Genomic DNA, 22,947 nt, shown 5'->3' on the forward strand with positions numbered 1-22,947 from the left:
TTCCAATAAATCTTTCTGTCACTGGAAAAAGAGAATCGGCGAACCCCCGTATCGAGGGCTCGCCGATTACTTTACCCGTATATTCAAAAAGCAGGATTAGTTATTACCTTTGAATTTGTCCAACTTGTCTCCAAAACGTTCAGCAAGCGTGAAGCTAAGGCCTTCGTTGCTTAGAGAAACGTTAGGGTTATTCAATACTTCTTTAGGAGCTCTGTCTCTGCTGTTGCTGCGTTCAGGTCTAGCAGTAGGTGCTGGAGCTTCTTCAGTTTCTTTGATGCTCAGGCTAACACGTTTCTCGGATGGATTGAAGTCCAGTACTTTAACTTGTACTTCTTGTCCTTCTTTCAATACTTCGTGTGGAGTAGCAATGTGTTTGTGGGAGATTTGTGAAATGTGCACAAGACCTTCCACACCTGGAAGCAATTCAACGAATGCTCCGAAGTTCACAAGACGTTTTACAACGCCTGTTACAACATCACCGATGTTGATTTCGCCAGCAGCAGAGTCCCAAGGACCTGGAGCAGCAGCTTTAATGCTCAGGCTGATTTTTCCTTTTTCAGGATCAACCTTAAGTACTTTAACACGTACTTTATCACCTTCAGAAACTACATCAGAAGGCTTCTCTACGTGATTCCAAGCGATTTCGGATACGTGTACAAGACCGTCAACTCCGCCAACATCAACAAATGCGCCGAATTGGGTCAGACGTTGTACAGTACCTTCAATGATTTGACCTTCAGACAGTTCAGCCATAATTTTAAGCTTATTAGCTTCGAACTCTTCTTCAAGAACTTCTTTAGCGGACAGGATTACTTTGCTGTTCTCACGGTCAAGTTCTTTCACTTTAACGCGAAGGGTACGGCCTTTGTAATCGCTGAAATCTTCAACGAAGTGACGCTCAACCATGGAAGCTGGGATAAATCCACGTGCTCCAACATCAGCTACTAGACCGCCTTTAACAACGTCAGCCACAGTAACTTCGAAAGCTTCTTGGGAAGCAAAGTACTTCTCAAGATCTTCCCATGATTTTTCGCTATCAACAGCACGTTTGGAAAGAACAAGGCTTTCCTTGTTGTCGTTGATGCTAACAACTTTACATTCTACTTCCTGTCCAACTTCTACTGCTGCAGCAGCGTTGTCCAGTTGTACTGCGGACAATTCGCGAATCGGAATCACACCGTCGTATTTATATCCAATGCTTACATAAGCTTGGTTATCTTCAATTTTGACGATTGTTCCTTTCACGGTATCGCCTTTTTTCAGAGAAATGATTTCCAAGTCAGCTTGGTTAGTCACTTCTTCTTCGTTAACGGCAGCAACTTCTTCTACAGCTCCGTTATTTTCTGTCACAGCGGATTCCACCGCTTCTACGGTTTCATTGCTCTCCGTAGTTTCCTGATTTTTAATTTCTTCAGACATGTGATTAGCCTCCTCGATTCAAAACCCCATTTATTTAAACCTGCGTATAGCAGAGTTCAAAACAAGCATTGCTTGGTATTACAAATTACACTTGAAGATAGTATGTTCCAAAAAATAGCGACTATGCCGTTATTTAATCATAGCACAGGACGAAATTTGTGATTCCGTTTATCCCTTAACCAACAGTTGGTATACCCGACTTCTTCATCTCATTGATGCGTTCCATAATGACATCGGTAACAGCCTCGAGAGATTCACTTCCTGCACCGGCAAATTGACTGAGATCTATAGGAGCCCCATAGACTACAACCATCCGTCGAAAGGGTTTGTACTCACCGACAATAGCGGCTGGAACAACTGCAGCACCGCTTCGAAGTGCAAAGCTTGCAGCACCTTTCTTGGCAACTCCGGCGTCAGAGTTACGCGTACCCTCCGGGAAGATACCCATGACATTACCACCGCGAAGTGTGTTAAGGGCCGTTTTAATGGATTCTTTGCTTACACCACCACGTTTGACCGGAAAAGCACCCAATTTGTTAATGAGCCAGCCAAGCACAGGAACCTCAAAAAGTTCTGCCTTAGCCATATACTTTACTTGACGGTCTAACTTAATCCCGATAGTCATCGGATCCAGCAAACTAATATGGTTGGCACAGAGCAGCACCCCGCCCTCCTTTGGCACATTCTCTTCCCCCACAATCTTAAGCGGGAAAACAATTGCGTAAATCAAGCGAAGCAATCCTCGGCAAAATACATAAATCATAAATGATTTCTCTCCCCGTCAACATGAGATCTACAATGGGATACAATGGCCTCCACGACTTGATCGATATCCATAAAGGTCGTGTCGAGAAGAATCGCATCTTCCGCACGTCGCAGCGGTGAAATCTCCCGTCCTTCATCCAGACGATCCCGCTGTGCAATATCATGTTCAAGCTGCTGAAGCGTCACCGATTCCGCGTCTCTCAATTCCTTATAACGACGGAGAGCTCTTTCTTCCACACTTGCCGTCATAAAAATCTTTACTTCGGCATCGGGCAGCACGGTCGTACCGATATCGCGGCCATCCATTACAACGCCTTTGCGAAGCGCCATCTGACGCTGCAAATGACTCAGTCTGGACCTTACACCTTCGATCTTCGAATACTGCGACACAAGGCCGCTAACCTGAAGACTCCGAATATGCGGCGTTACGTCTTCCCCATTAATCAGCACCTTCTGGATGTCTTTTTCCGGAATAAGCTCAATAACCATATCGTGAACTTTCTGGTTCACTTGATTCTGATCTTCCGGTTCTATGCCTTCTCGGATCATATACCAGGTGATTGCCCGGTACATTGCGCCTGTATCGACATAAATATAAGACAACTTCTGCGCTACCAATCGGGCTACAGTACTCTTGCCTGCCCCGGCAGGTCCGTCGATGGCGACGTTAATTCTGTCGTAAGTATGTGTACCCTGCCTATCCAACGGGGCATTCCTCCTCAAACACTCTTTCATAAGAAAAGCATCTAGCGATGTCAAGTTCGTTCCTGCAATATCAAGGAGCACATACAAATGGATATGCTTGATGATATTATCAAGAAAAAAGCAGGCATTGCCTGCGACTTATAAAATTATACCACAGTTTATACTTCAGTGCAAAATCAGAACACTTAATAGAGCTAAGAAAAATGCCTATCGGTTGCGGAAATCAAACTGTCGTTCAAAGCAGTAACGTATTATTTTCTGACGCTCATTATCCGTAATAGCCACAAATTTCAGCATGGCCAATTGGCGCCCGTTTTCAAGCTTTTTAATCCGAACCACTTCACCTTCAAAGTCCACATGCTCAATACTACCATTTCGATAAGGCACTAGAACCCAGCAGGATAATTTCGCTCCCACCTCGAGCTTCACTTGGTGATCCACCAAGAAAGACGTTCCTCCTCCGCCGATATCATCTGTACGTACAAGGAATCTTTTGCCAAAGCTATCCTTCACAGCTAATTCAAGATCTGCATTCACCCGAAAAAAGCTTCGTCTCTGAATTTTGAAAATCGAATCCGCCTCTGGTTTTTGTATCCGGACCATACGAATTACATCTTCTTTAAACCCGAGAACATGAGTATTAAAGTAATTTTTAATGCCACCCTCAGTAATAAAATAAACCGAAAGCTCGTCCCCCATAAAAAGTCGTTTCAGACGACCGTCACTCTCCTGCATAGGAATTTCAATCAGGAATGCGTCGTCCTCTGTCTCTGCAATTCTCGATCTATATTCAACTTCTGCTTCAGCAGCGTCACTGGAAGCAACCTGTATGTATAGATATTCATTAATTTTAGGATACAAAGATGTCACCGCCAAATCAGTATAGTTAACAATGATTATAGCATGGGAATATCACCCAATGAGATAAATATTATTTGAATTTCAAAAATAAAGAAGGGCCCATCCAAATAATGGATGCGCCCTGTTTTTTCACTTTTGTTCTACTCCTGAAGAAGGCCTGATTTCTTCCACGGACTCTTCAATGCCGTCGTCCGCATTAAGATAAATACGATACTGAGTACCATTTACCTCTCCGCCAAATTCGTAAGTCAAGACTTCTACGGAGTCATCATTTTTAATCCACGCCATGCGATGGTAATTCTCATTGAAATCCGAATTCAGAAATTTCTTCGCTTCCGCCAGAGTCAGCTTTGGCTTTGGAATTTTACGATTGTCCTTATGCTCATTGACATATTCGCTAGCCTCAAATCCAACCGCTGTCCCAGTATCAAGTCCAATGCGGATCGTCATTTTCTCAGGATAAATCAAGACATCATTTTGGCTCGTTACAAAGGTTAAATTCCCGATATTATCATAACGGTCAGCATTAACCGCAGTCATATGAGGATATCCTTTTTTCTTAAGAAACTGCTCCGCCTTAGTAACTGCTTCTTCTAGGGTCACCTTAGCAGGTCCTATCTCACGGTTATCGTAATAAGAGATCAGTAAACCACCATTTTTGGTGAAATCCATACTGATAATCTGCTTATTATTCGAACCACTGACTGTAGCCGTATAAGAAGGCCACTTCGTATTTTTTCCGTTTTCTTTAACGTCTACCTTAGCATTTGAGCCTGCATTAGCAAACTTAATGGCTTTACGTTTGATATCTTCAACTGAAACAGGGGTACCTCCGAGCATTTTTACAGAGCGTTTATCGTAAATGCTTGCAACTGAAGGACCCCAATCCAGGTCCGGGTAACCTTCGACACGTTTGTCCACCGACTTAAAGCCGTCAATAATCGAATTATCTTCTGCCTTATTCTCTGTAGCCAATGCGGTTTCAACATCCATCCAGCGCAAACGGCTACCAATCACTTTATTCTGAACATCTTGCAAATCTTTTGAGATTTCTCCAGAGCTCTTATACAATGCTTTTAAATTGCTCAATTCACCATCTGTCAAAGGCTTCTTAGCGAAATCACGAATCCCAGCTTTATAAGAAAAGTTTGAGATTTTGGACAGAAACTCCTCCGTTTTGCTAAATGGCAGTAATGTGAGTGGCAACTGATTAATTTCATTTTGCGCCTCACTGGTCATCCGCCACACATTAACAAGTCCTTTGCGGTGCATCCCGTTAGAAGCGGAGTTAACAGCTAGTGTGTTTCCCAGCTCTCCATGAAGACGCTCCACGTGGTAAGACAAATCATGAAAGGCACGCTGATATTGGTTCTCCGCCTTAATTAGGATCGCATTCTTCTCCTGATTCTCCTGATAACCCCACACGAGCGCTCCAATTAACAGCAGCGCAGTCAGCGGGAACATTACAGCACTTAATCTTTTGTACATAGGGCTACAAGACTCCTTTCGATAGCTTATTGGCGTTAGTTTGACAATAAACTAGGAGTCTTATGCACCCTTCTGTAACACAATATGACTAAAGTGTTTGAATAGAGGGATTTCACTCCAAATTTGCATAGCATAGCGCTTATGCTCTCTCTTCGATTTCAAAGCCACTGCTATTACTGCAAAGGCATTGCTTAAAGCCGGTTTGAATCACACCCTGCTCTTTTATCCCTCTTAATATGTAGGTCTCACCGCATTGTTTGCAAAGTATACGGACTTTTATACGCAAAAAAAGACACCTCTCTCCTCTCTGGAATCTCCCGCTAAGGAACAATCCTTTGAATATAAGTGTGTCCATCTCGATTATAGGTTAACCTCTTCTTCTCGTTTCAGAAAGCGGAAAGGGGACCGGCTATTCGCCCTATCCACTTTCCCCATCCCTCCGTACCATAGAATAGCCATCAGAGGAACAATAAACCATATCCAGTAGTTAGCTGTCGTACTCAAAATAAAGTCATAAATCCCATGCCACAACCATGGCAGCAAGATAGAGATTAACAGAATCCCTTTTGTTTTAGCTCCCTTTGAGAACTTGGCTCTCCCTAAATGATAGCCCATGATTACACCAAACATAGCGTGTCCAGAAACCGGAAGCAGTGCTCTCAGGAACATGGAACCGATTGATGCATTGCTATACCAAGCGTACATTATATTTTCTATTGTTGCGAAGCCGAGCGAAATCGCTACGGCGTATAGTATCCCATCATATGGCTCGTCAAATTCGGTGTGATTGTAAATCATATGGTAAAGCACAAACCATTTTAGACATTCTTCCACGCCAGCGGATATGAGAAACGACTCCACATAAGGACCGCCATTCAGTCCCAGCATTAGTCCTCTCTGAATGATCATAACAGGGAATACAATCAGAAGGCCTAGAAGGAACACCTTAATAACGATATGAAGCGGTTCTTGATCATACTTATCTTTCAAATAAAAAAAGGTCAGCAGAGCAAGTCCCGGCGCTACTGCCGACGAAATAACCGATAACACGAGCACCGAATAACCTCCCTATATCCCTAGCGCCTTATTCTGCTGATTACAGCAAGGCAGATAACAGCTTTAATTCAAGAATGACCGCCATACCATCAAGAACAAGAATAGGGCTAATCAGCTAAAATGATGCTTATCAGCCCTATCATGCTATTTAATCCTGACGCTTAAAATGAGTGCACAATAACTGGACTGCATTCTCCGGCATTACTGTCTTCCCGTATTCATCGAGGACAGCTTCAGTAACCGGTGAGGAATCTCCAAACTCAGCTAGTACGCCAACAAGACCTGACAACGCTGTTTCTTCAAATTCCTTAGGATCGAAGTACAGATACCATTTATTGTTATAAGAATACAGTTTCCCCTGGGAAGTAATATTACCAATGAGCACATGTGCCGCTTCAACAAGAACCTCGAAATCGCGGAATGCATATACAATGGAGTCGCTTTGTTCAAGAGTAACTTCCATTTCGTAAATCTCTTCTGGCAATTCTTCTTCCCCGGACGCACCGTACTGATGGTGATCATATTTTCCTCGGGTCACTATAACGACCATGCCTTGGGCGGGCAATGCGAAAACTTCTACGGCAAGCGGACCGGTAGCATCAAAACCTAGTTCACTATATGCTTGGTCCATCATCTCCGTAAACAGGTCATGAACCTTAGGAACTTCCTGCCACATGTCTTCCTTCTGGATGCCCCGCTCGCTCAGGTCGTCAAAAGTGAGGAAAATCCGTATCTTATCTTGACTTAATCGCTCTATTCTCATGACAGGATCCTCCTTTTGCAAGCTCATTTATTATAATGTATGATGAGTCCCGAGTAATGAGCCAAAAATGGTTACTATGTATGTATGTTATCATTTTGCAGAGATAAATGCACGAAAATAAATATATAAAATCCTCTTAAAGCATTGCCACTACTGAAGAGCTTATTCTAATTCATAAACCACTTTCAAGCCCTTGAATATAAAAAAGAATCATTCTGCGGAATATTTCATCCTCAAAATGATTCTGAAGGAGTCCTTTACGGTTACAATCCCGGTATGGCAGTATGCGTTTCTTTAAGAATTTGCTCCACTTCGCTCTTCACTTCAGGATTGTTGCGAATGAAATCCTTCAGTAATTTGAGATTGGATTCTTTTGATTTTGCCGGTGATTCCGTTTTATGCTCAGAGGTTCCGCTGTTCGAACCATTACTTTGAGCATTGCTGCTTGTATTACTGCTTGCATTGCTGCTTGAAGCAGCAGTGTTTCCAAACCCTGTCGTAGCCATACCAATTATTTTTTCTTTTGCTTTATCTGCTGCTCCACTCATGGAACCGCCCGATTGCCCCAGCGAAGACATTAGAGAATTCCGCTTTTTGGACATAATCATACTGGCTGCGACGCCCATCAGCACCCCACATAAAAATGACGAAGTATTCATATTTCCAGCCTCCTTGTATGGTAAAATCATGTTTAGTGTTCGCGGAAAGATTGCCGCTCATGCAACCTAATAAGAAGAAAGCGAGTTGAAAAAAGTGGGTAAAATGACATCAGTGCTCCTACTGGCTACCTTACTGCTGACAGCCTGTGGCAACAGCGGTGCGAATGGAAAGGATACAAACACCACAAACAATACGCCTACGGCGGCAGCTACACAGAGCGCAGAAACTACAGCGCCTTCCCCTGAAGTTACAGCCAGCCCTACCCCTGAAGCGTCAGCAGATGGAGGAACTACAGGTAGTAATAATACAGCCAGTAAGGATGAAGCCTCCGCTGAAATTCCACTGCTGTACCATATGAACAAAAATTACGACATCGTCCCAAATGAGGAAACTACAAATAAAAAAGTCGTGTTACTCACTTTTGATGACGGTCCCAAAGATGCGGAAATGATTAATCCGTTAATGGATGTTCTGGACAAACATCAGGCCAAAGCGATCTTCTTCGTGAATGGATACCGCGTTAAAGCGCATCCCGAGCTTCTAGAGTTAATTCATAACCGCGGAGGGATTATCGGCAACCATAGCTGGGATCATATTGTGTTGAAGGACAAGTCTTACACTGAGGTCAAAAAGCAAATCGAAGACGTTCAAAATGCGGTCAAGGAGATTATTGGTGAAGCCCCTCAGTTTTTCCGTCCTCCACATGGTGCTGGCGGAGATGTAGGGAAGAAGATTTCCGCTGAGAATGGGATGTTGTATATGACCTGGTCCAATGGATCACTGGACTGGGAAATGAAAGAGAAAGAAACCGGAAAAACAGATAAGTTAATCAAAAATGTGACGGATCAATTGCATTCTGGCAGTAATATTCTGATGCATGAGCTACCTTGGACAGTTGAAGCGTTGGATAAACTGCTTACTACTCTTGAAGGCAAGGGTTATAGCTTTGTAGATCCTCGCAGTATTGAGCTTAAGATGCGCTAATTCCTAATTAGGATAAATAAAAACAGGTAATCCCCTTGTTGGAAAGGAGATTACCTGTTTTTTTGTCCGCCCGTTCAATCGGTACAAAGACAGTTTTCTAATGTTTCTCTTTACGGAGCGTTAGCACGTGCATCTCAGCAGGACTTCCCCAGCGGATCGGCAAGTGAGAGGTTCCAAACCCTCTGCTAATCAGCAGCTTCGCATCCCTTCCTGTCCCATCTCTTCTGGGCCATTGAAACATTCCTGCATCATATTTATGATAGAAATTTTCCACATGCCTTTGACCCAAAAAAGGAAGAATGACCTGCCCTCCATGCGTGTGGCCTGCTAATATCAGATCCGCTGGCACACTTTGACGTTTGGACAACCAGAGCGGATCGTGAACAAGAATGATACGACAAGTGTTATTTATTGAAGAAGCACGTGACGTTAATTCAGGTAATGGACGATAAGAAGTGTTACCACCCTTTTTCGGAAAATCCACTCCCGTTAACCAAAGAGAAGCTCCCTCACGTTCAATACGCACATTCTCATCCATTAACAGCTTTGCACCACTGCCCCGGATAATCTGATCAACTAGTGAAATATCAGCTCGATAATCATGATTTCCATGTACTACATAGGTAGGAGCAATAGAAGTCACTAAAGTCATATTATCAGTCAGTCGATCCAGAGGACTGTTTTTTTCCGTTAGATCACCGCCTAATAAAACAGCACCCACCTTTCCCTTTAACGGAGTCAGCAGTGCTGTTGGAAGGCGGCGGCGATGGATATCAGTTATAAATAAGAGACGAAATCCATCAAACTCATCTGGGAGCGACTTCAAAATTATTTCCTCGGTAATAATTCTGTTTCTAAAGGCGTTACTCACCATAATCACTGCAATGATTAGCGCGATCAAAAGCACAACCACAACCAATCCCCAAATCCAAAAAATCACCATAAAGTACTCAAAGGCGGCGCCCCTTCAATTCCCCACCAGAGGAGCGCTACCAGCAATATTACAAAAATGAAAATCAGAGAGTTAACAAACATTTTACTAAGCCGAACCCGTTCTGATGAATACGTATTCGAACGTGATGGAACAGATTCTTCCTGCTCTTTGTTTCCAGCGTTAGATCCCTTCGCAGAAGCCGCAGGACGGCGCGCTTTCCTTGACAAAGTTGCCGTTGTTGTCCGGGAATGATTGCTCTTTCTAGGAGCCCCCTCCGATCGCGGATTCGTTTTTTTACTTTTGCCAGAAGTTTTGCCTTCGCCACTGCGCTTTTTCTGACGAGACTTCAACCGGCTCAATTCCTCACTCATGATTCCCTCCTGTAGCGGATCACCAGACCAGAGAAAAGGTCGATGAAGAAATGACATAGTATAGGTGCCCATAGGCTTCCTGATTGAATGTATATATATCCAAGACCATAGCTGCTTAAGAATACCCATCCGGTAGGTACAAAGTGGCGCAAATAGCGAACATGAATAAGAGCAAACAAAATACTCGTCCAATAAGGACCAATGGAATACTGAATGGCTCCTCTGAACAGAAGCTCTTCACAGATCGATACCATAGCTGCAATTACAACAATGTGCCATACGGGCCGATTTCGAAATAAAAGGTCGTTTATTCCCCCGTCATCCATGCTTTCTTCAGGTACAATATGAGTCAATAAATAATCAACTACCAGCATTACAGCAGCAAGTCCAAGACCCCATGCCACAAATTGTACGTTTTCTGGAAAAATTAATAGCTGAAAAGGATTTCTTTTCTGAAATAATATCCATATCAAACCGATAATTAATGTAAGACCCTGAGTAATGTAGAGATTGAGGAGCAGAAGACGGTCTGTTAACTGACCTGGCTCTACTTTTTTTATCTTAATCTCGCCAAATTTGAATTTTTTCATCGTGACCTGCCTGTTCTTTAATTTTTTGGGGCAGCTCCGAAAGAGAAACCGTCCATAATGTTGCTATCAATACATAATACATAGGATAATTCCCCCAGAAAAAGGAGCACTTATTATGAGCCAACGTAACTCCCGTACACAAATGTTGTACACTCTATTTTTTTTGTTTTTCCTTATTTGCGCCTTCGCCGCATTTTTCACAGGCGTCAAGGTTGGCGCAGACAAAACGGAAGCTAAATATGAGCAACAAAAGAGCAGTAATGGATATGGATTAGAAGAATTCACGGGCTCTTACCAACAGAAGGATCTTGTTACTTTCTATCATAACGTATTTTTGCCTTATCGGGAATTCAAGCAGAATTGGAACACACAAGTGGACAAGTTGGCACGCAGTACAGATGCCCGTGTAAATGCAGCAGCTATGAAGAATCTTAGCCTTCTAGCAGATAAACAATATGAAAGAGTTAACCAGGATTCTATCTTTTCCGACTCTCCCTTATTACATCAATCACAGCTAAACATACTCAAAAGCTTAACTTTATTCTCAAAAGCTTCTGGTGAAATAAGTGCAAGTGCATCTGGTGCAGAGACGGCAAAATTGCTGAAAAATGATCCTTATACTGCCGGTGCGGTTAAATTCGGATTGCTCGCACAAAAGAACTTTTATGATTCTATGCTAAAGTGGGGCTCTAAGACAAACCAGAAAATCCCTTCTGTTGCTGGTGAGCTAAAGACCATGTCCTTTATCCAGTGGAAAAAAATGCCTCTTCTTCAAAAGAACGCATCCATCGCTGATATGATGTTAAATCGCGGAATTTTTGCAGCCTACGATCCTCAGGACATTACTGCAAAAATAGACGATTTGATACATTCTGGTACAGCCAGTTCATTGAATCTTACGGATGTTCAGTCCTCAGTAACCCTGCTTATTTCCACAGGTGCTATACAGGTAGAGGATTTTATGAAGTGGCGAGAGCAGTACTATAGCAAGGAGACGATTCCACAGCTCCCGTTTTTTTATGAATAGAACCAGTCATTGAATCATAACGAAAAATGAAGTTCACTTCAAGAAAGCCTACTTTCAAAGCCTATTGACACATCTACATTACCGTGTTACATTATGAAAAAATTAATCAATCAAAAACGATGATGGAACAAAGATTCTGGAAGTCTTCAGAGAGCCGGTGGTTGGTGCAAACCGGTGACAAACAGATGTCTTTAGCGCTCCTGAGATATTGTATCGAACCTTAAAGTAGGTGCAATCGGATCAACTCCGTTACCAGTGTGGCCTTTGCAGGCCAATGAGGCTGCTTCTTCCAAGTTGCAGTGAATTAGGGTGGTACCACGAAGATAACTCTCGTCCCTTACTACGGCAGTAGTATGGGGGTCGGGAGTTTTTTTAATTTCTAAATACCTAATCTATACTATCCTTTTGCCCAAAGTTACCGATTCCGCGGTACTTCTGCACGCAGCTTCTTTTATGCGACACCGCGTTGATCTACTATTATCGCATGTTTTTTCTCTACTAGTTCGTGAATCTTCAGGTATTGTGGATTGCCCAAAAAGGCGTCCTCGACATATAAAGCTTTTCAACTTTAAGGGGGATAAGAAACCATGTTTAAAGTATTAGTATCGGATCCAATCAGTGATTTGGGCATTCAGCAATTGATGGACGCAGAAGATGTAGTTGTTGACAAAAAAACAGGACTCAGCGAAGACGAACTCATTGCAATTATCGGTGAATACGATGGTCTCCTTGTCCGCAGTCAAACTACTGTAACAGACAAAATCATCGAAGCAGGAAAAAATCTAAAAGTAATTGGTCGTGCAGGTGTTGGTGTAGATAATATCAAACTGGATGCTGCAACAAAGCGTGGTATTGTTGTAATCAATGCTCCTGATGGAAATACAATTACGACTTGTGAGCATGCTTTCGCAATGATGATGGCTCTGGCCCGTCATATTCCACAAGCTTATGCAAAAACAATCGGTGGAACCTGGGATAGAAAAACATTCGTAGGTGTAGAGCTTCGTGGCAAAACTTTAGGTGTACTCGGAATGGGCAGAATCGGTAGCGAAGTGGCTAAACGTGCTAAAGCTTTCGGTATGGAAATTCTTGCTTTCGATCCTTTCCTAACAGCTGAACGTGCTGAAAAGATGGAAGTTAAATTGGCTTCCGTAGACGATGTTGTTCGCGGAGCAGACTTCATTACTGTGCACACTCCACTTACTCCGGAAACACGCCATATGATTTCTCGCCCACAATTCGAAGTGATGAAAAAGGGAATGCGCATCATCAACTGTGCACGTGGTGGTGTAATTGATGAAATGGCATTAGTAGAAGCTATAGATAGCGGTATTGTTGCTGGCGCTGCGTTCGACGTATTTGAGAAAGAGCCGCCGCAAGCAGATCATCCTTTCCTGTCTCATCCAAAAATCATCGTGACTCCTCACCTTGGCGCTTCTACGATTGAAGCTCAAGAAAATGTGGCGATCGATGTTTCGGAGCAAGTGTTGCATATTCTGCGCAATGAACCGTTCATTAACGCGGTCAACATTCCTCCAGTGGCTCCAAGTGTAATGAATAAGCTTCAACCTTACTTCACGCTTGGGGAAAAACTGGGCAGCTTTGTTACCCAAATTGCAGCTGCTGCTATCCGTGAGATCCATGTTGAATACGCTGGTGATCTTTCGGATGTAGATACCCAACCACTAACCCGCTACATTGTAAAAGGTGTGCTCTCCCGCCACTTTGCAGAGGACGTTAATATCGTAAACTCCATGCATTTAGCGAAAACACGCGACGTGAACGTAGTAATAACTAAAGCTTCTAAAACTAAAGGCTTTACCAACCTGATTACTGTTACTCTAAAAGCTGATCGTGACCAAGAGTATCTTGTTGCCGGCACCCTGCTGCAAGGTTACGGAGAACGGATTGTTCAAGTGAATAAGTTCCCAGTTGATATTGCTCCTGAAGGTCATCAAATCTTTGTATCCCATAACGACAAAGTAGGGATTATCGGACTCGTGGGTACATTGCTTGGTGAGAACGATGTAAACATCGCTTCCATGCAAGTGGGACGTAAAATTGTTGGGGGCGCTGCAATCATGCTGCTGACCGTTGACAAAGCCGTTCCTAAGCAAGTCCTTGTGAAACTCGCTGGTTTACCAGAAATTAACACTGCTGAAGAAATCATCCTTCTTTAATCTATAATATAGAAAGGCCATTCCAGAATGTATTGGAGTGGCCTTTCTTATATTTTACGAATCTTTTTCTTCCTATATTATGAACGAAGGGATTATCCTTCCATCAATATCTGTAAAACCATATTTTTCAGCAAGCTTTCCAACCAGCTGTGGCTCACCGGACATAGACATAACCTCTGGATCAGCGGCTAGTGCAGTCACTGCTCGACCAATATATGTCGTCGATTCACTCATTTTCAGTTCCTCAACTTCTTGCCAATGTTCCTCATCTGTATTCATGGCTTCTAGAACCGCTTCTGTTCTCATCCATCCAGGTGAAAGTGGCATAACCGCAATGCCGTCATCCTTTAACTCCTTCGACAATCCGAAAGCCATACGTAAAAGTGCATTTTTAGAAAGATCATAATAAAAGTTGCCTAAATATTTATAATGATCCCAGAAGGTTGTATGGATAATTAGACCACCAGTTTTTGCCTTGCGCATCAAGGGAATTGCGTAATAATTTGTGATCATCTGTGCTCTCACACCGGCATTAAACATATTGTCCCAATGAGCTGTAGGCAGCTCCCAAAAAGGCTTCTGCTCGATAGCTAAATCATTGCCTCCCCATACGTTGTTAACTAAGATATCGAGCCGACCTTGCTCTTCAGCGATCTGGCGGATCACTGCTTCTGTTTCTTGATCCTTCGTATGGTCACATCGTATTACCGCACCAGAACCTCCACTCTCTTTTATTTCTCTAAGTACGCTATCTATACTCCCCTTAATATGTTCTGTGACGGATACATCTGTGGTCCTCCCTGTAATATAGACAAAAGCTCCTCTTCTCGCTAATTCTAAAGCGATCCCCCTCCCAGCACCTCTGCTGCTCCCGGTAACCAATGCGACTTTCCCTTTCAATGTCATAGCCCTCAACCCTTTCCACATGAATTCGGATTTCAATATTCTGTGAATATTCCTTACGTTTTATAAGTATAACCCGTATATATGACATCAACTGACATATATAATATAATCATAATTTAGAAATGATTAATGGTGATCGTCCAATCATTAATTCGAGGAGGTACAATAGCCTAATGAGAGCCGACCGTTTGTTATCAATATTACTTCTGTTGCAAAATCGTGGAAAAATGACTTCTAGAGAATTGGCCCAAACACTCGAGGTATCAGAACGAACTGTGTTTCGTGATATGGAAGCATTAAGTGCTTCAGGAATACCCATTTTAGCTGAACGTGGTCGTGAAGGAGGCTGGATGCTAACTGAAGGGTACCGAACCTCCCTAACGGGAATGAAGCCACAAGAGATTGGTTCACTGCTTCTGTCCGCTGACGCATCTATAATGAAGGATCTGGGGATACAAGACGACTACTCTTCCGCTCTTCTCAAACTAGAGGCTGCATCCTCACATCGACTTAGTAACCCAGCAAATTACCTAAGCGAGCGTATTCATATTGATGGCGCCAGTTGGCATCCTTCGGATGAGACTTATCCGTTCCTTTCTGTACTGCAGAGAGCACTTTGGGAGGACCGTAAAGTAAAAATCACTTATCTCCGGAGCAACGAGACAACGGTCCGTTTCATTGAACCTCTTGGGTTAGTTGCAAAACGCGGAGTATGGTATGTCGTAGCCAAAAGCAAAGATGAACTACGAACCTTTCGTGTGTCCAGATTAGTTAACGTTGAGGAGACACATGAGTGGTTTAAAAGACCTGATGACTTTGATTTAAAACAGTACTGGGAAGAGTCCACCACGGCCTTTAAAGCAGCACTGCCAAAGTATCAAGTAAAGCTAAGGGTTAAAACATCTGTCTTAAAAGAATTACAGCGAGAAAGATTCGTCTCTGTCCAATTAATAGAGCCAACAAGCAATGCTGAGTGGGTGAACGTAGATGCCGAATTTAATACGATCGAGTCGGCCTGCCGGATAATCCTTTCTTTTAGTCCCTCGGTTATTGTACTTTCACCGCAAGAACTTTTAGAGATGGTAAAGTCTGCTATCGCAAAAATTTCCGCTATTTATGAGGATTTTTGACACGAAATCTAAAGAACTACTCCGAAAAGAAGATTTATGTCAGTTCTTACTATAGACCAATCACCTTTAAATCCCATATAATAACACCAATACATAATATTAATAAGGAGGACATTATACCAATGAACTGGATGCATAAACTTCCGTTAAAACAAAGAATTGTTGCCGGATGTTACCTCGTTGCCGCACTATTTGCCATTCCTGTTTTAGTTACTTTTATGATCTTAGGCAACATTATTTTGGGTATTGTTCTAATCGTTGTTCTTGCTGCTCTAACTTTCCCAGTGGCCCGCTTTATCGAGAGAACGCTTACATCTTCTTTTGATGACATCGCGAATGTATCTCATAGTATTTCAAAAGGGGATTTTACTAGTAGAGCCGACGAGAACGGGTCTATGGGGGACGTAAGTCGTTCCTTTAATACTATGATTGACAAGCTCAAGAAGATTTTGACAGAAGCATCACAAATCACTCGTCAAGTTATGGATGCAAGCCGTGGAATCGAAGATAAGAATCAGAATTTGAAAATTGTCATGGCACAGGTAGCCTCTTCGTCTAACGAGCTAGCTCTTGGTGCAAATGAAATATCTACGGATATCGCTGAAATGACAGAATCCATTAAAGATATTGAGAATAAAGTATCCAATTATACGAACTCAACGAAAGAAATGAACAGACGTTCAATACATACATTAGAACTAGTTGAACAAGGACGGCAGTCCGTTGATACTCAAGCTGAAGGCATGCGCAAAAACATCCAGGCTACTCAAAAAGTAGCTGATACTATCGAAGCCCTGTCTCATAATGCTCGCGGAATTACGATGATTACAAAAACCATCACAGAGATCGCTGAGCAGACCAACCTCTTATCGCTGAATGCCTCCATCGAAGCAGCACGCGCCGGAGAGCATGGTCGAGGTTTTGCTGTAGTCGCACAGGAGGTTCGTAAACTTGCCGAGGAATCAACAGCTTCAACGAAGGAAGTCTTTGGCTTAGTTCGGAGCATCGAAACTGATATCAAACAAGCGATTGACAATATCGCTATCAACGAAGAAGTCGTACAGGTACAGAATGAGATGATCACTCAATCTGCTCATATCTTTGCTCAAATTGTGCAAAGTGTGCAGTATATTACCGAGCAAATCTCTTCCTTCTCTGCTGAAAGTGATCTGATGTTGGAAAGTGCCTTGAAAATCTCAAGTGCAATAGAGAATATCTCTGCAATCACACAGCAAACCGCTGCCGGCACCGAGGAAGTATCCGCCGCTATGAATGAACAAATTAATGCCCTGCAGTCCGTTGCTGAAGAAACTGAGAAAATGACACAGGCTGTGTTTAATCTACAGAAGACTATCCATATTTTCAAGTTTTAAGTCACTTGCAAAAATATATAAACAAGTCCAAAAACTCCTCCTAAGTTTTGACTTAGGGGGAGTTTTTTTATATCTATTATTTCATAGGTTGGACAAGACTTTCGTCAAAATTCGAGTTAATTTGCGAAAATATATTGACAAAGGTTCTCTAGGAATATATTGTAAAGGAAAATTCTTCTTATAAATTTTAAAATTAATATTGGCAAAATCTTCGAAAGAGGATGACGCAAAACCATGGATCTACAGCCTCATTTTTAATCAGAGGCCATGACTGCCAGGTTGCAGATAACCAAGACGACTGAACAATTGTTCAGTCTCTATGGCGATTTATGCCACCAACCTGTGCCCTAATTCAGAGCACAGGTTTTCTAATGTTTGATTTTAAAATAACAATCAACTTGTGAGGTGTATTTTTTGAAGACAGTCGCAGATTACATGTCGGAAGCACTACGGAACCTAGGTGTTACCCATTCCTTTGGTATTATTGGGAAATCCATTTGTCCTATTGTTCTTAAAATGGTAGATTACGGTATTGAATTTATTCCTGGGAGACATGAGTCCAGTTCCGGCTTCGAAGCAGCCGGGTATGCGCTTAAAACTGGAAAACTAGGTGTAGCTTTTGGTACTTCAGGTCCTGGTGGAACAAACCTATTAACTGCAGCAGCACATGCTAAGGCTAACAACCTACCTGTCCTATTTATTACTGGCCATCAATCTATTAAAGAGCTTGGAATTCCCCAATGTCAGGACTCTACTTCTTTTCTAGCTGATTTAGCTGATATGTTTAGACCTGCCACCTTGTATAGCAAGCTTATTGAACGTGGAGATCACTTTAACACAATCTTTAATCATGCCATATCCATTGCTTTGAGCGGTAATCGTGGTCCAGTTCACCTTTGTATTCCCTTTGATGTCCAAACGGAATTGCTAGAGGAATGTAATATTGTAATCCCTGAACGCGAATCACTGGTTAGCCATGCTAATATCGACCGTGTACTTGATGCTATAAATAACTCTAAGAATCCAATAATTATCGCGGGTAAAGGCGTTAACCGCTCAGGAGCACATAGTGAGCTAATTCAATTAGCGGAAACATTTAATATTCCTGTAGTTACATCTCCAGGTGGTAAAGGGGCTATAGCTTGGGATCATCCACTCTATCACGGTCCAATTGGAGTAGGCGGTTGTACCCATGGGGATGACTTGCTGAATCAAAGTGATCTATTTATCGTTCTCGGGTCACGTTTAAGTGATATGACTATTTGTAATCTTAAAAGGGAAAATCATCCTGCAACATTAATTCAGTTTGATAGCGATCCGACTTTTGTCGGAAAAATATTGTTCTCTAAAACAATTCCAGTGACTGGAGATCTACGCGACAATCTAGTTTACTATCTCAATAATATTGACACGAACAACATCACAAAACGCGAAGCACCGACAAATTCTGATTATACCGAAGAGCCTCCGATTTTACCAAACCTTTCACTTGCATCGGTCTTGAGTACGATGAGTGATTTGATTCCTTATAACAGCACAGTCTTTGTTGATGATGGAAGTCACGGTTTCCATGCTGCGAAATGGTACAAGGTTAAGAAACCGGGCAGTTTTGTTTTCGATGCTTACTTTGCTTGCATGGGTAATTCTATCGGGATGGCGATTGGTGCAAAGGTTGCTGCTCCAGAAGAAACGATCTTCTGCATTACAGGAGACGGTTGCTTTATGATGCTAGGCGCAGAGATTAACGCTGCTGTCTGCAAGGATATTCCTGTCATATTCATTGTTGTGAATAATAAACAGCTAGATATGGCTCTAAAAGGTATGGAAAAAACTACAGGACGTATTGACGGAACTATCTACGAAGTCCCTATGGATGCAGTGAAATTCGCAGAATCACTAGGCGCTAAGGGTTACAAATGTGAGACAGCGGAGGAGTTCGAAACAGCCATCAAGGACGCTGTTGCCATCAACCGTGTTGCCGTCATTGAACTGCTAACAGACCGTGATGAGGTCCCTCCGACTGCTCACCGTACTTTGAACCTAAATTAGGAGGTCACTTATGAAAGACAATGTAAACAGTGGTCTGAACCACTTCACGAATCTCTCTGGAGACTACGGAGCTAAAGCACTGGCTCCGATTAAAGAACATTTCCCCGATTTGGCTGAATTTATTATGGGGAATGCCTACGGCGATATTTTTCAACGCAACACAATCGAAGCTGACTGGAAGGAAATCACAGTTATCTCTGCCCTGATTTCGATGGGTCAGTTTGATCAATTGGGTGTTCATTATGTCATGGCTCTTCGTGTGGGTGTTACTGTAGAACAACTCAAAGGTATTCTATTACACTTAGTACCCGCTATAGGGGCACCTAGAATCATCACCGCTTTTAATATTCTTCTCGAAACGATTGAAGAAATAAAGTAACTATTTTCAGTAAATTAAAATATCGGGAGAGATGTTAACGTGGGACAGTTTATTTTAAAGACAGACACTACTAAAAAAGTGATCAATATTGAGCTGGAAGGAACATTTTCTGAAGAAGATGGTCTGAAATCTATCCAAGCTTATCAACAAACTATTAATCCTATCACTCCAGCAGACTATGAATTACAAATCGACTGCAGAAAGCTAAACGTAACTGCACCTGATGTTGTGCCTCTTTTGGAAGGTTGCTTCGTAATGTTTAAGAATGATGGATTTGTAAAAGTAAATCTAACCCTTGAGAATAACCCAATTCTTAAAATGCAGCTTGCTCGTCTGGGTCGTAAAGCAGGACTAGATAACATCGAGATCATTTCCACCGTTACAGCTTAATTCTTCTTATAACTAAAAAAACTATAGAGTTTTTCAGGAGGATTCATTCATATGACCGGAATTCGTATTCAAGACATTGATATCTATCATCCTAGTAATAAAGTTGGTAACGACTTTTTTATTAAGCATTTTGACGAAAAGGGTATTGATATCCGAGGTCTACTGACCACTTTAGGTCGTGATACGCGCTATAGCATTAAGAATGAGGAAGAAAATTCTCTTACGATGGCTTTTGAGGCTGCCAGTAATGTGTTGGATAAAAATGGTCTCACTGGCGCTGATATCGATCTTATTGCCTATGCAAGTCAAACTCCTGAATATATCTTTCCTACTAACTCTTTAATGATTCACCGTTTAATTAACGGCGCATCCCATACAATTTGTATAGATAGCAACGCTAACTGTGCAGGTATGACTGCTTCCGTAGAACAGGTGAGCCGTCAAATGCAAGCCAATCCTAGAATTAAACGTGCTTTGGTCATCGGATCCGATTATGTAGCACCTCATGCAGATAAGAATGATCCAGTCTATTATGCTAACTTCGGTGATGCAGCTGCGGCAGTCCTTCTTGTGCGCGATGATAATGCGGTAGGCTTCATTGATTCTGTCTATCAAACAGACACATGCGTTTACGGCAACTCCATGTTCCCGGCTGAAGGCTTGGCTAATCTGGGTAGAAAAGGCGTCGCGGCTGGAGAATTCAATGTGAAATTCATTCCATTTGATGATTCCATTTGCGTAGATGCTGCTTCTGAATCGATTCGCACACTTCTATCTGATAACAACATAGCGCCTGAATCTATTAAAGCGGCCTGTTTCTCACAGCTTTCACTGCCTAATATCGTTGGTGTTTGTGAAAAAGTGGGTATTGATCGTGAGGTTGCGGTTTACATAGGTGATGAATTCGGATACACCTCAACCAGTAGCCCGTTTATCGCTCTACACAAAGCTATTACTACAGGAAAGATCGAACGCGGAGATAAAGTTCTGTTCTGGACAGTGGGCGCTGGATGGCAAAACGTAGCATTTGTTATTGAATATTAAGCGTTACAACCTAAAAAGCGGCAGGCCAAGGATTATCCTTAGCTTGCCGCTTTTTAGGTTGATCTGTTCTTTAGGACTCGCTGGCAAAGGATAACCCCTTTTCAGTGAGCGCACGCCGTAGTACATCAATCCCTTTTGGTCCCATCCCATGGAGCTGCAGAAGCTCTGACTCAGTGAGCATACTGATTTGGTGAATCTGTGTATACCCAGCACCATGAAGTGCTCGAAGTGCAGGCTTAGATAGTCCACTCGGTAGATCAGATTCTGTTCCATTAAACATAGACATATGCATCTCCCTGATCACTGATATCTTTCATGTTTTTCCCAGCCCATGGTACGCGCTACAGCGTCTTTCCAGGCGTTGTAACGTCTTTCACGCTCTTCTATACCCATTACAGGTGAAAAGACCCTCTCAGCTTTGTTAAAGCTTTCTAGCTGCTCTCTTGTCCAGACTCCTGAGGTTAATCCAGCCAGAAGTGCTGCTCCCAGCGCAGTCGTCTCCGCATATGTAGTTCGAGTAACTTCACTACCGAGGATATCAGACTGGAACTGCATCAGCAAATCATTACGAACCGCTCCACCATCTACACGAAGTCCGGTCAATGGCATGCCTGCATCTTTTTCCATCGCCCCAATTACATCTCTAGACTGAAATGCTAATGACTCTAACGTTGCTCTTACCAAATGCCCCGAGGTGGTTCCTCTAGTTAGACCGAAAACTGCTCCACGTGCATACATATCCCAATAAGGGGCACCTAGTCCAGTAAAAGCAGGTACGACGACAACCCCTTCACTGTCCTCTACTTCCCGTGCTTTATCTTCCGAGCCTGCCGGCTCCGTTATGAGTCCTAACCCCTCCTGAAGCCATTGTACAGCCGCTCCAGCTACAAACACACTGCCCTCGAGTGCATAATAGAGTTCATCCCCCATTCCCCAAGCTACAGTAGTCAACAACCCATGACTGGAGACTACAGCTTCTGTACCTGTATTCATCAGAATAAAGCATCCAGTTCCATATGTGTTTTTGGCACTGCCGGGTTCAAGACAAGTATGTCCAAACAAAGCAGCTTGTTGATCCCCCAATACAGAGTGAATAGGTATTTCTGTCCCGAACCACTGCGCGTCTGCTGCTCCAAATTCACTACCGGACATCCTCACTTCTGGCAGGATGGAGCGTGGTACACGAAGCTCCTTCATTAGCTCTTCGTCCCAGCAGCGCTCATGTAGATTATATAGCATCGTACGCGATGCATTAGTTACATCAGTAGCATGTACAGCCCCGCCAGTAAGCTTCCAGATTAGCCAGCTGTCTACTGTCCCAGCTAGTAGCTCGCCATTATTCGCCCGCTCTCGTGCGCCGTCTACATGATCAAGAATCCATGAGAATTTTGTTGCAGAAAAATAAGCATCCACAACGAGTCCCGTCTTGCTAGCAATGAGTCCCTCTAACCCCTTACTCTTGATCTCTTCACACAGCTCTGCAGTACGTCTGTCCTGCCACACAATCGCAGGATAAATCGGCTTGCCTGTTGCTCTATCCCAGATCAGGGCCGTTTCCCTCTGATTTGTAATTCCAATGGAATATATTTCCTGAGGTGTTATCCCGCCCTGAGTAATCGCATCTCTTGCAGCTGCAAGCTGTGACGCCCAGATTTGCTCTGGGTCATGCTCCACCCAGCCAGGGTGTGGGAAAGATTGTTCAACCTCATATTGCCCTTGTGAGACGATTCTAGCGTCCTCATCGAACACTATGGCTCGTGAACTGGTAGTCCCTTGGTCTAAAGATAAAATCATTTGATGGCCTCCCAAGCATAAACAATGAGATATGTTCCACGATGAACAAGATTAATGTGTTTGTTTCAACAAAAAGCAC

23 protein-coding genes, 1 riboswitch and 1 other annotated feature are annotated in these 22,947 nt (G+C 42.9%); of the genes, 9 read left to right on the plus strand and 14 right to left on the minus strand.

The genetic code is table 11. The features are described from left to right. Positions 1-96: 96 nt before the first annotated feature. From rpsA to MKX41_RS15375, 8 genes are all read right to left on the minus strand, one after another. The gene (gene rpsA / locus MKX41_RS15340) at positions 97-1,419 is read right to left on the minus strand and encodes a 30S ribosomal protein S1 (protein ID WP_256716304.1); all 1,323 of its coding nucleotides are present in this window, start codon (positions 1,417-1,419) and stop codon (positions 97-99) included. A 175-nt stretch (positions 1,420-1,594) separates the two neighbouring features. Further along, positions 1,595-2,182, minus strand: a complete 588-nt coding sequence (locus MKX41_RS15345; RefSeq protein ID WP_042190219.1) for a lysophospholipid acyltransferase family protein — start codon at positions 2,180-2,182, stop codon at positions 1,595-1,597. Then, positions 2,179-2,889: a (d)CMP kinase gene (gene cmk, locus MKX41_RS15350; RefSeq protein ID WP_231573321.1), complete on the minus strand. Its 711-nt coding sequence runs from the start codon at positions 2,887-2,889 to the stop codon at positions 2,179-2,181. The genes MKX41_RS15345 and cmk overlap by 4 nt, the downstream gene beginning before the upstream one ends. A 207-nt stretch (positions 2,890-3,096) precedes the next feature. Next, positions 3,097-3,750: a flagellar brake protein gene (locus tag MKX41_RS15355; RefSeq protein ID WP_042190221.1), complete on the minus strand. Its 654-nt coding sequence runs from the start codon at positions 3,748-3,750 to the stop codon at positions 3,097-3,099. Positions 3,751-3,879: 129 nt separating this feature from the next. Continuing rightward, complete coding sequence (ypeB, locus tag MKX41_RS15360; RefSeq protein WP_076284556.1) at positions 3,880-5,238, minus strand: germination protein YpeB; 1,359 nt, start codon at positions 5,236-5,238, stop codon at positions 3,880-3,882. Positions 5,239-5,598: 360 nt separating this feature from the next. After that, positions 5,599-6,294, minus strand: coding sequence for a glutamic-type intramembrane protease PrsW (prsW, locus tag MKX41_RS15365; RefSeq protein WP_042129603.1), 696 nt, complete (start codon positions 6,292-6,294; stop codon positions 5,599-5,601). 148 nt (positions 6,295-6,442) lie between these two features. Next, the gene (locus MKX41_RS15370; RefSeq protein WP_042190227.1) at positions 6,443-7,057 is read right to left on the minus strand and encodes a genetic competence negative regulator; all 615 of its coding nucleotides are present in this window, start codon (positions 7,055-7,057) and stop codon (positions 6,443-6,445) included. A gap of 263 nt (positions 7,058-7,320) precedes the next feature. Beyond that, entirely contained in the window at positions 7,321-7,716 is a 396-nt protein-coding gene (locus MKX41_RS15375; protein WP_042190229.1) for a hypothetical protein, read from the minus strand. An 85-nt stretch (positions 7,717-7,801) separates the two neighbouring features. Between MKX41_RS15375 and MKX41_RS15380 the strand changes: the two genes are divergently transcribed. Continuing rightward, positions 7,802-8,701 carry a polysaccharide deacetylase family protein gene (locus MKX41_RS15380; RefSeq protein ID WP_445671318.1) on the plus strand — a complete coding sequence of 300 codons (900 nt, stop codon included), beginning with the start codon at positions 7,802-7,804 and terminating at the stop codon, positions 8,699-8,701. Positions 8,702-8,798: 97 nt separating this feature from the next. On the opposite strand, the gene MKX41_RS15385 is transcribed toward MKX41_RS15380, so the two are convergent. From MKX41_RS15385 to MKX41_RS15395, 3 genes are read right to left on the minus strand one after another with little or no spacing between them, the layout of a single operon-like run. Further along, complete coding sequence (locus MKX41_RS15385) at positions 8,799-9,644, minus strand: metallophosphoesterase (RefSeq protein ID WP_340971587.1); 846 nt, start codon at positions 9,642-9,644, stop codon at positions 8,799-8,801. Beyond that, the gene (locus tag MKX41_RS15390) at positions 9,638-10,006 is read right to left on the minus strand and encodes a hypothetical protein (protein ID WP_339242738.1); all 369 of its coding nucleotides are present in this window, start codon (positions 10,004-10,006) and stop codon (positions 9,638-9,640) included. Before MKX41_RS15390 ends, MKX41_RS15385 begins: the two co-directional genes overlap by 7 nt. Further along, positions 10,003-10,596, minus strand: coding sequence for a CPBP family intramembrane glutamic endopeptidase (locus MKX41_RS15395; RefSeq protein ID WP_339242740.1), 594 nt, complete (start codon positions 10,594-10,596; stop codon positions 10,003-10,005). The genes MKX41_RS15390 and MKX41_RS15395 overlap by 4 nt, the downstream gene beginning before the upstream one ends. 115 nt (positions 10,597-10,711) lie before the next feature. On the opposite strand from MKX41_RS15395, the gene MKX41_RS15400 reads away from it, so the two are divergent. Then, a complete protein-coding gene (locus MKX41_RS15400) occupies positions 10,712-11,623 on the plus strand; it encodes a hypothetical protein (RefSeq protein WP_042190235.1) in 912 nt (303 codons plus the stop codon). A gap of 110 nt (positions 11,624-11,733) precedes the next feature. Further along, positions 11,734-11,964, plus strand: a binding site (T-box leader). A gap of 246 nt (positions 11,965-12,210) precedes the next feature. Next, entirely contained in the window at positions 12,211-13,803 is a 1,593-nt protein-coding gene (serA, locus tag MKX41_RS15405; RefSeq protein WP_076284555.1) for a phosphoglycerate dehydrogenase, read from the plus strand. A gap of 72 nt (positions 13,804-13,875) precedes the next feature. Here serA and MKX41_RS15410 read toward each other — a convergent pair whose 3' ends face one another. Further along, positions 13,876-14,709, minus strand: a complete 834-nt coding sequence (locus tag MKX41_RS15410; RefSeq protein WP_339797472.1) for an SDR family NAD(P)-dependent oxidoreductase — start codon at positions 14,707-14,709, stop codon at positions 13,876-13,878. Between the two features lie 173 nt (positions 14,710-14,882). Here MKX41_RS15410 and MKX41_RS15415 point away from each other — a divergent pair, with 173 nt between their 5' ends. The 6 genes from MKX41_RS15415 to MKX41_RS15440 all read left to right on the plus strand — a co-directional run bounded on the left by MKX41_RS15415 (position 14,883) and on the right by MKX41_RS15440 (position 21,074). Continuing rightward, positions 14,883-15,839 carry a helix-turn-helix transcriptional regulator gene (locus tag MKX41_RS15415; protein WP_042190239.1) on the plus strand — a complete coding sequence of 319 codons (957 nt, stop codon included), beginning with the start codon at positions 14,883-14,885 and terminating at the stop codon, positions 15,837-15,839. Between the two features lie 122 nt (positions 15,840-15,961). Continuing rightward, on the plus strand, positions 15,962-17,212 hold the full coding sequence (locus MKX41_RS15420; RefSeq protein WP_042190241.1) for a methyl-accepting chemotaxis protein: 1,251 nt from the start codon (positions 15,962-15,964) through the stop codon (positions 17,210-17,212). A gap of 191 nt (positions 17,213-17,403) precedes the next feature. After that, positions 17,404-17,499, plus strand: a riboswitch (cyclic di-GMP riboswitch). 118 nt (positions 17,500-17,617) lie between these two features. Next, the gene (locus MKX41_RS15425; protein ID WP_052404378.1) at positions 17,618-19,261 is read left to right on the plus strand and encodes a thiamine pyrophosphate-binding protein; all 1,644 of its coding nucleotides are present in this window, start codon (positions 17,618-17,620) and stop codon (positions 19,259-19,261) included. A gap of 10 nt (positions 19,262-19,271) precedes the next feature. Further along, positions 19,272-19,640 carry a carboxymuconolactone decarboxylase family protein gene (locus tag MKX41_RS15430; RefSeq protein WP_340971595.1) on the plus strand — a complete coding sequence of 123 codons (369 nt, stop codon included), beginning with the start codon at positions 19,272-19,274 and terminating at the stop codon, positions 19,638-19,640. Between the two features lie 39 nt (positions 19,641-19,679). Continuing rightward, positions 19,680-20,030 (plus strand): hypothetical protein, encoded by a 351-nt coding sequence (locus MKX41_RS15435; RefSeq protein ID WP_042190245.1) that lies wholly within the window; start codon positions 19,680-19,682, stop codon positions 20,028-20,030. 51 nt (positions 20,031-20,081) lie between these two features. Continuing rightward, positions 20,082-21,074 carry a 3-oxoacyl-[acyl-carrier-protein] synthase III C-terminal domain-containing protein gene (locus MKX41_RS15440; RefSeq protein ID WP_042190247.1) on the plus strand — a complete coding sequence of 331 codons (993 nt, stop codon included), beginning with the start codon at positions 20,082-20,084 and terminating at the stop codon, positions 21,072-21,074. 70 nt (positions 21,075-21,144) lie between these two features. On the opposite strand, the gene MKX41_RS15445 is transcribed toward MKX41_RS15440, so the two are convergent. Together MKX41_RS15445 and glpK are read right to left on the minus strand one after the other, a co-directional pair. Beyond that, positions 21,145-21,360 carry a DNA-binding protein gene (locus tag MKX41_RS15445; protein ID WP_179086697.1) on the minus strand — a complete coding sequence of 72 codons (216 nt, stop codon included), beginning with the start codon at positions 21,358-21,360 and terminating at the stop codon, positions 21,145-21,147. A 14-nt stretch (positions 21,361-21,374) separates the two neighbouring features. Then, on the minus strand, positions 21,375-22,868 hold the full coding sequence (gene glpK, locus MKX41_RS15450) for a glycerol kinase GlpK (protein WP_340971599.1): 1,494 nt from the start codon (positions 22,866-22,868) through the stop codon (positions 21,375-21,377). Positions 22,869-22,947 lie beyond the last annotated feature (79 nt).

The organism is Paenibacillus sp. FSL R5-0475, from assembly GCF_038004585.1.
GTDB lineage: Bacteria > Bacillota > Bacilli > Paenibacillales > Paenibacillaceae > Paenibacillus_AQ.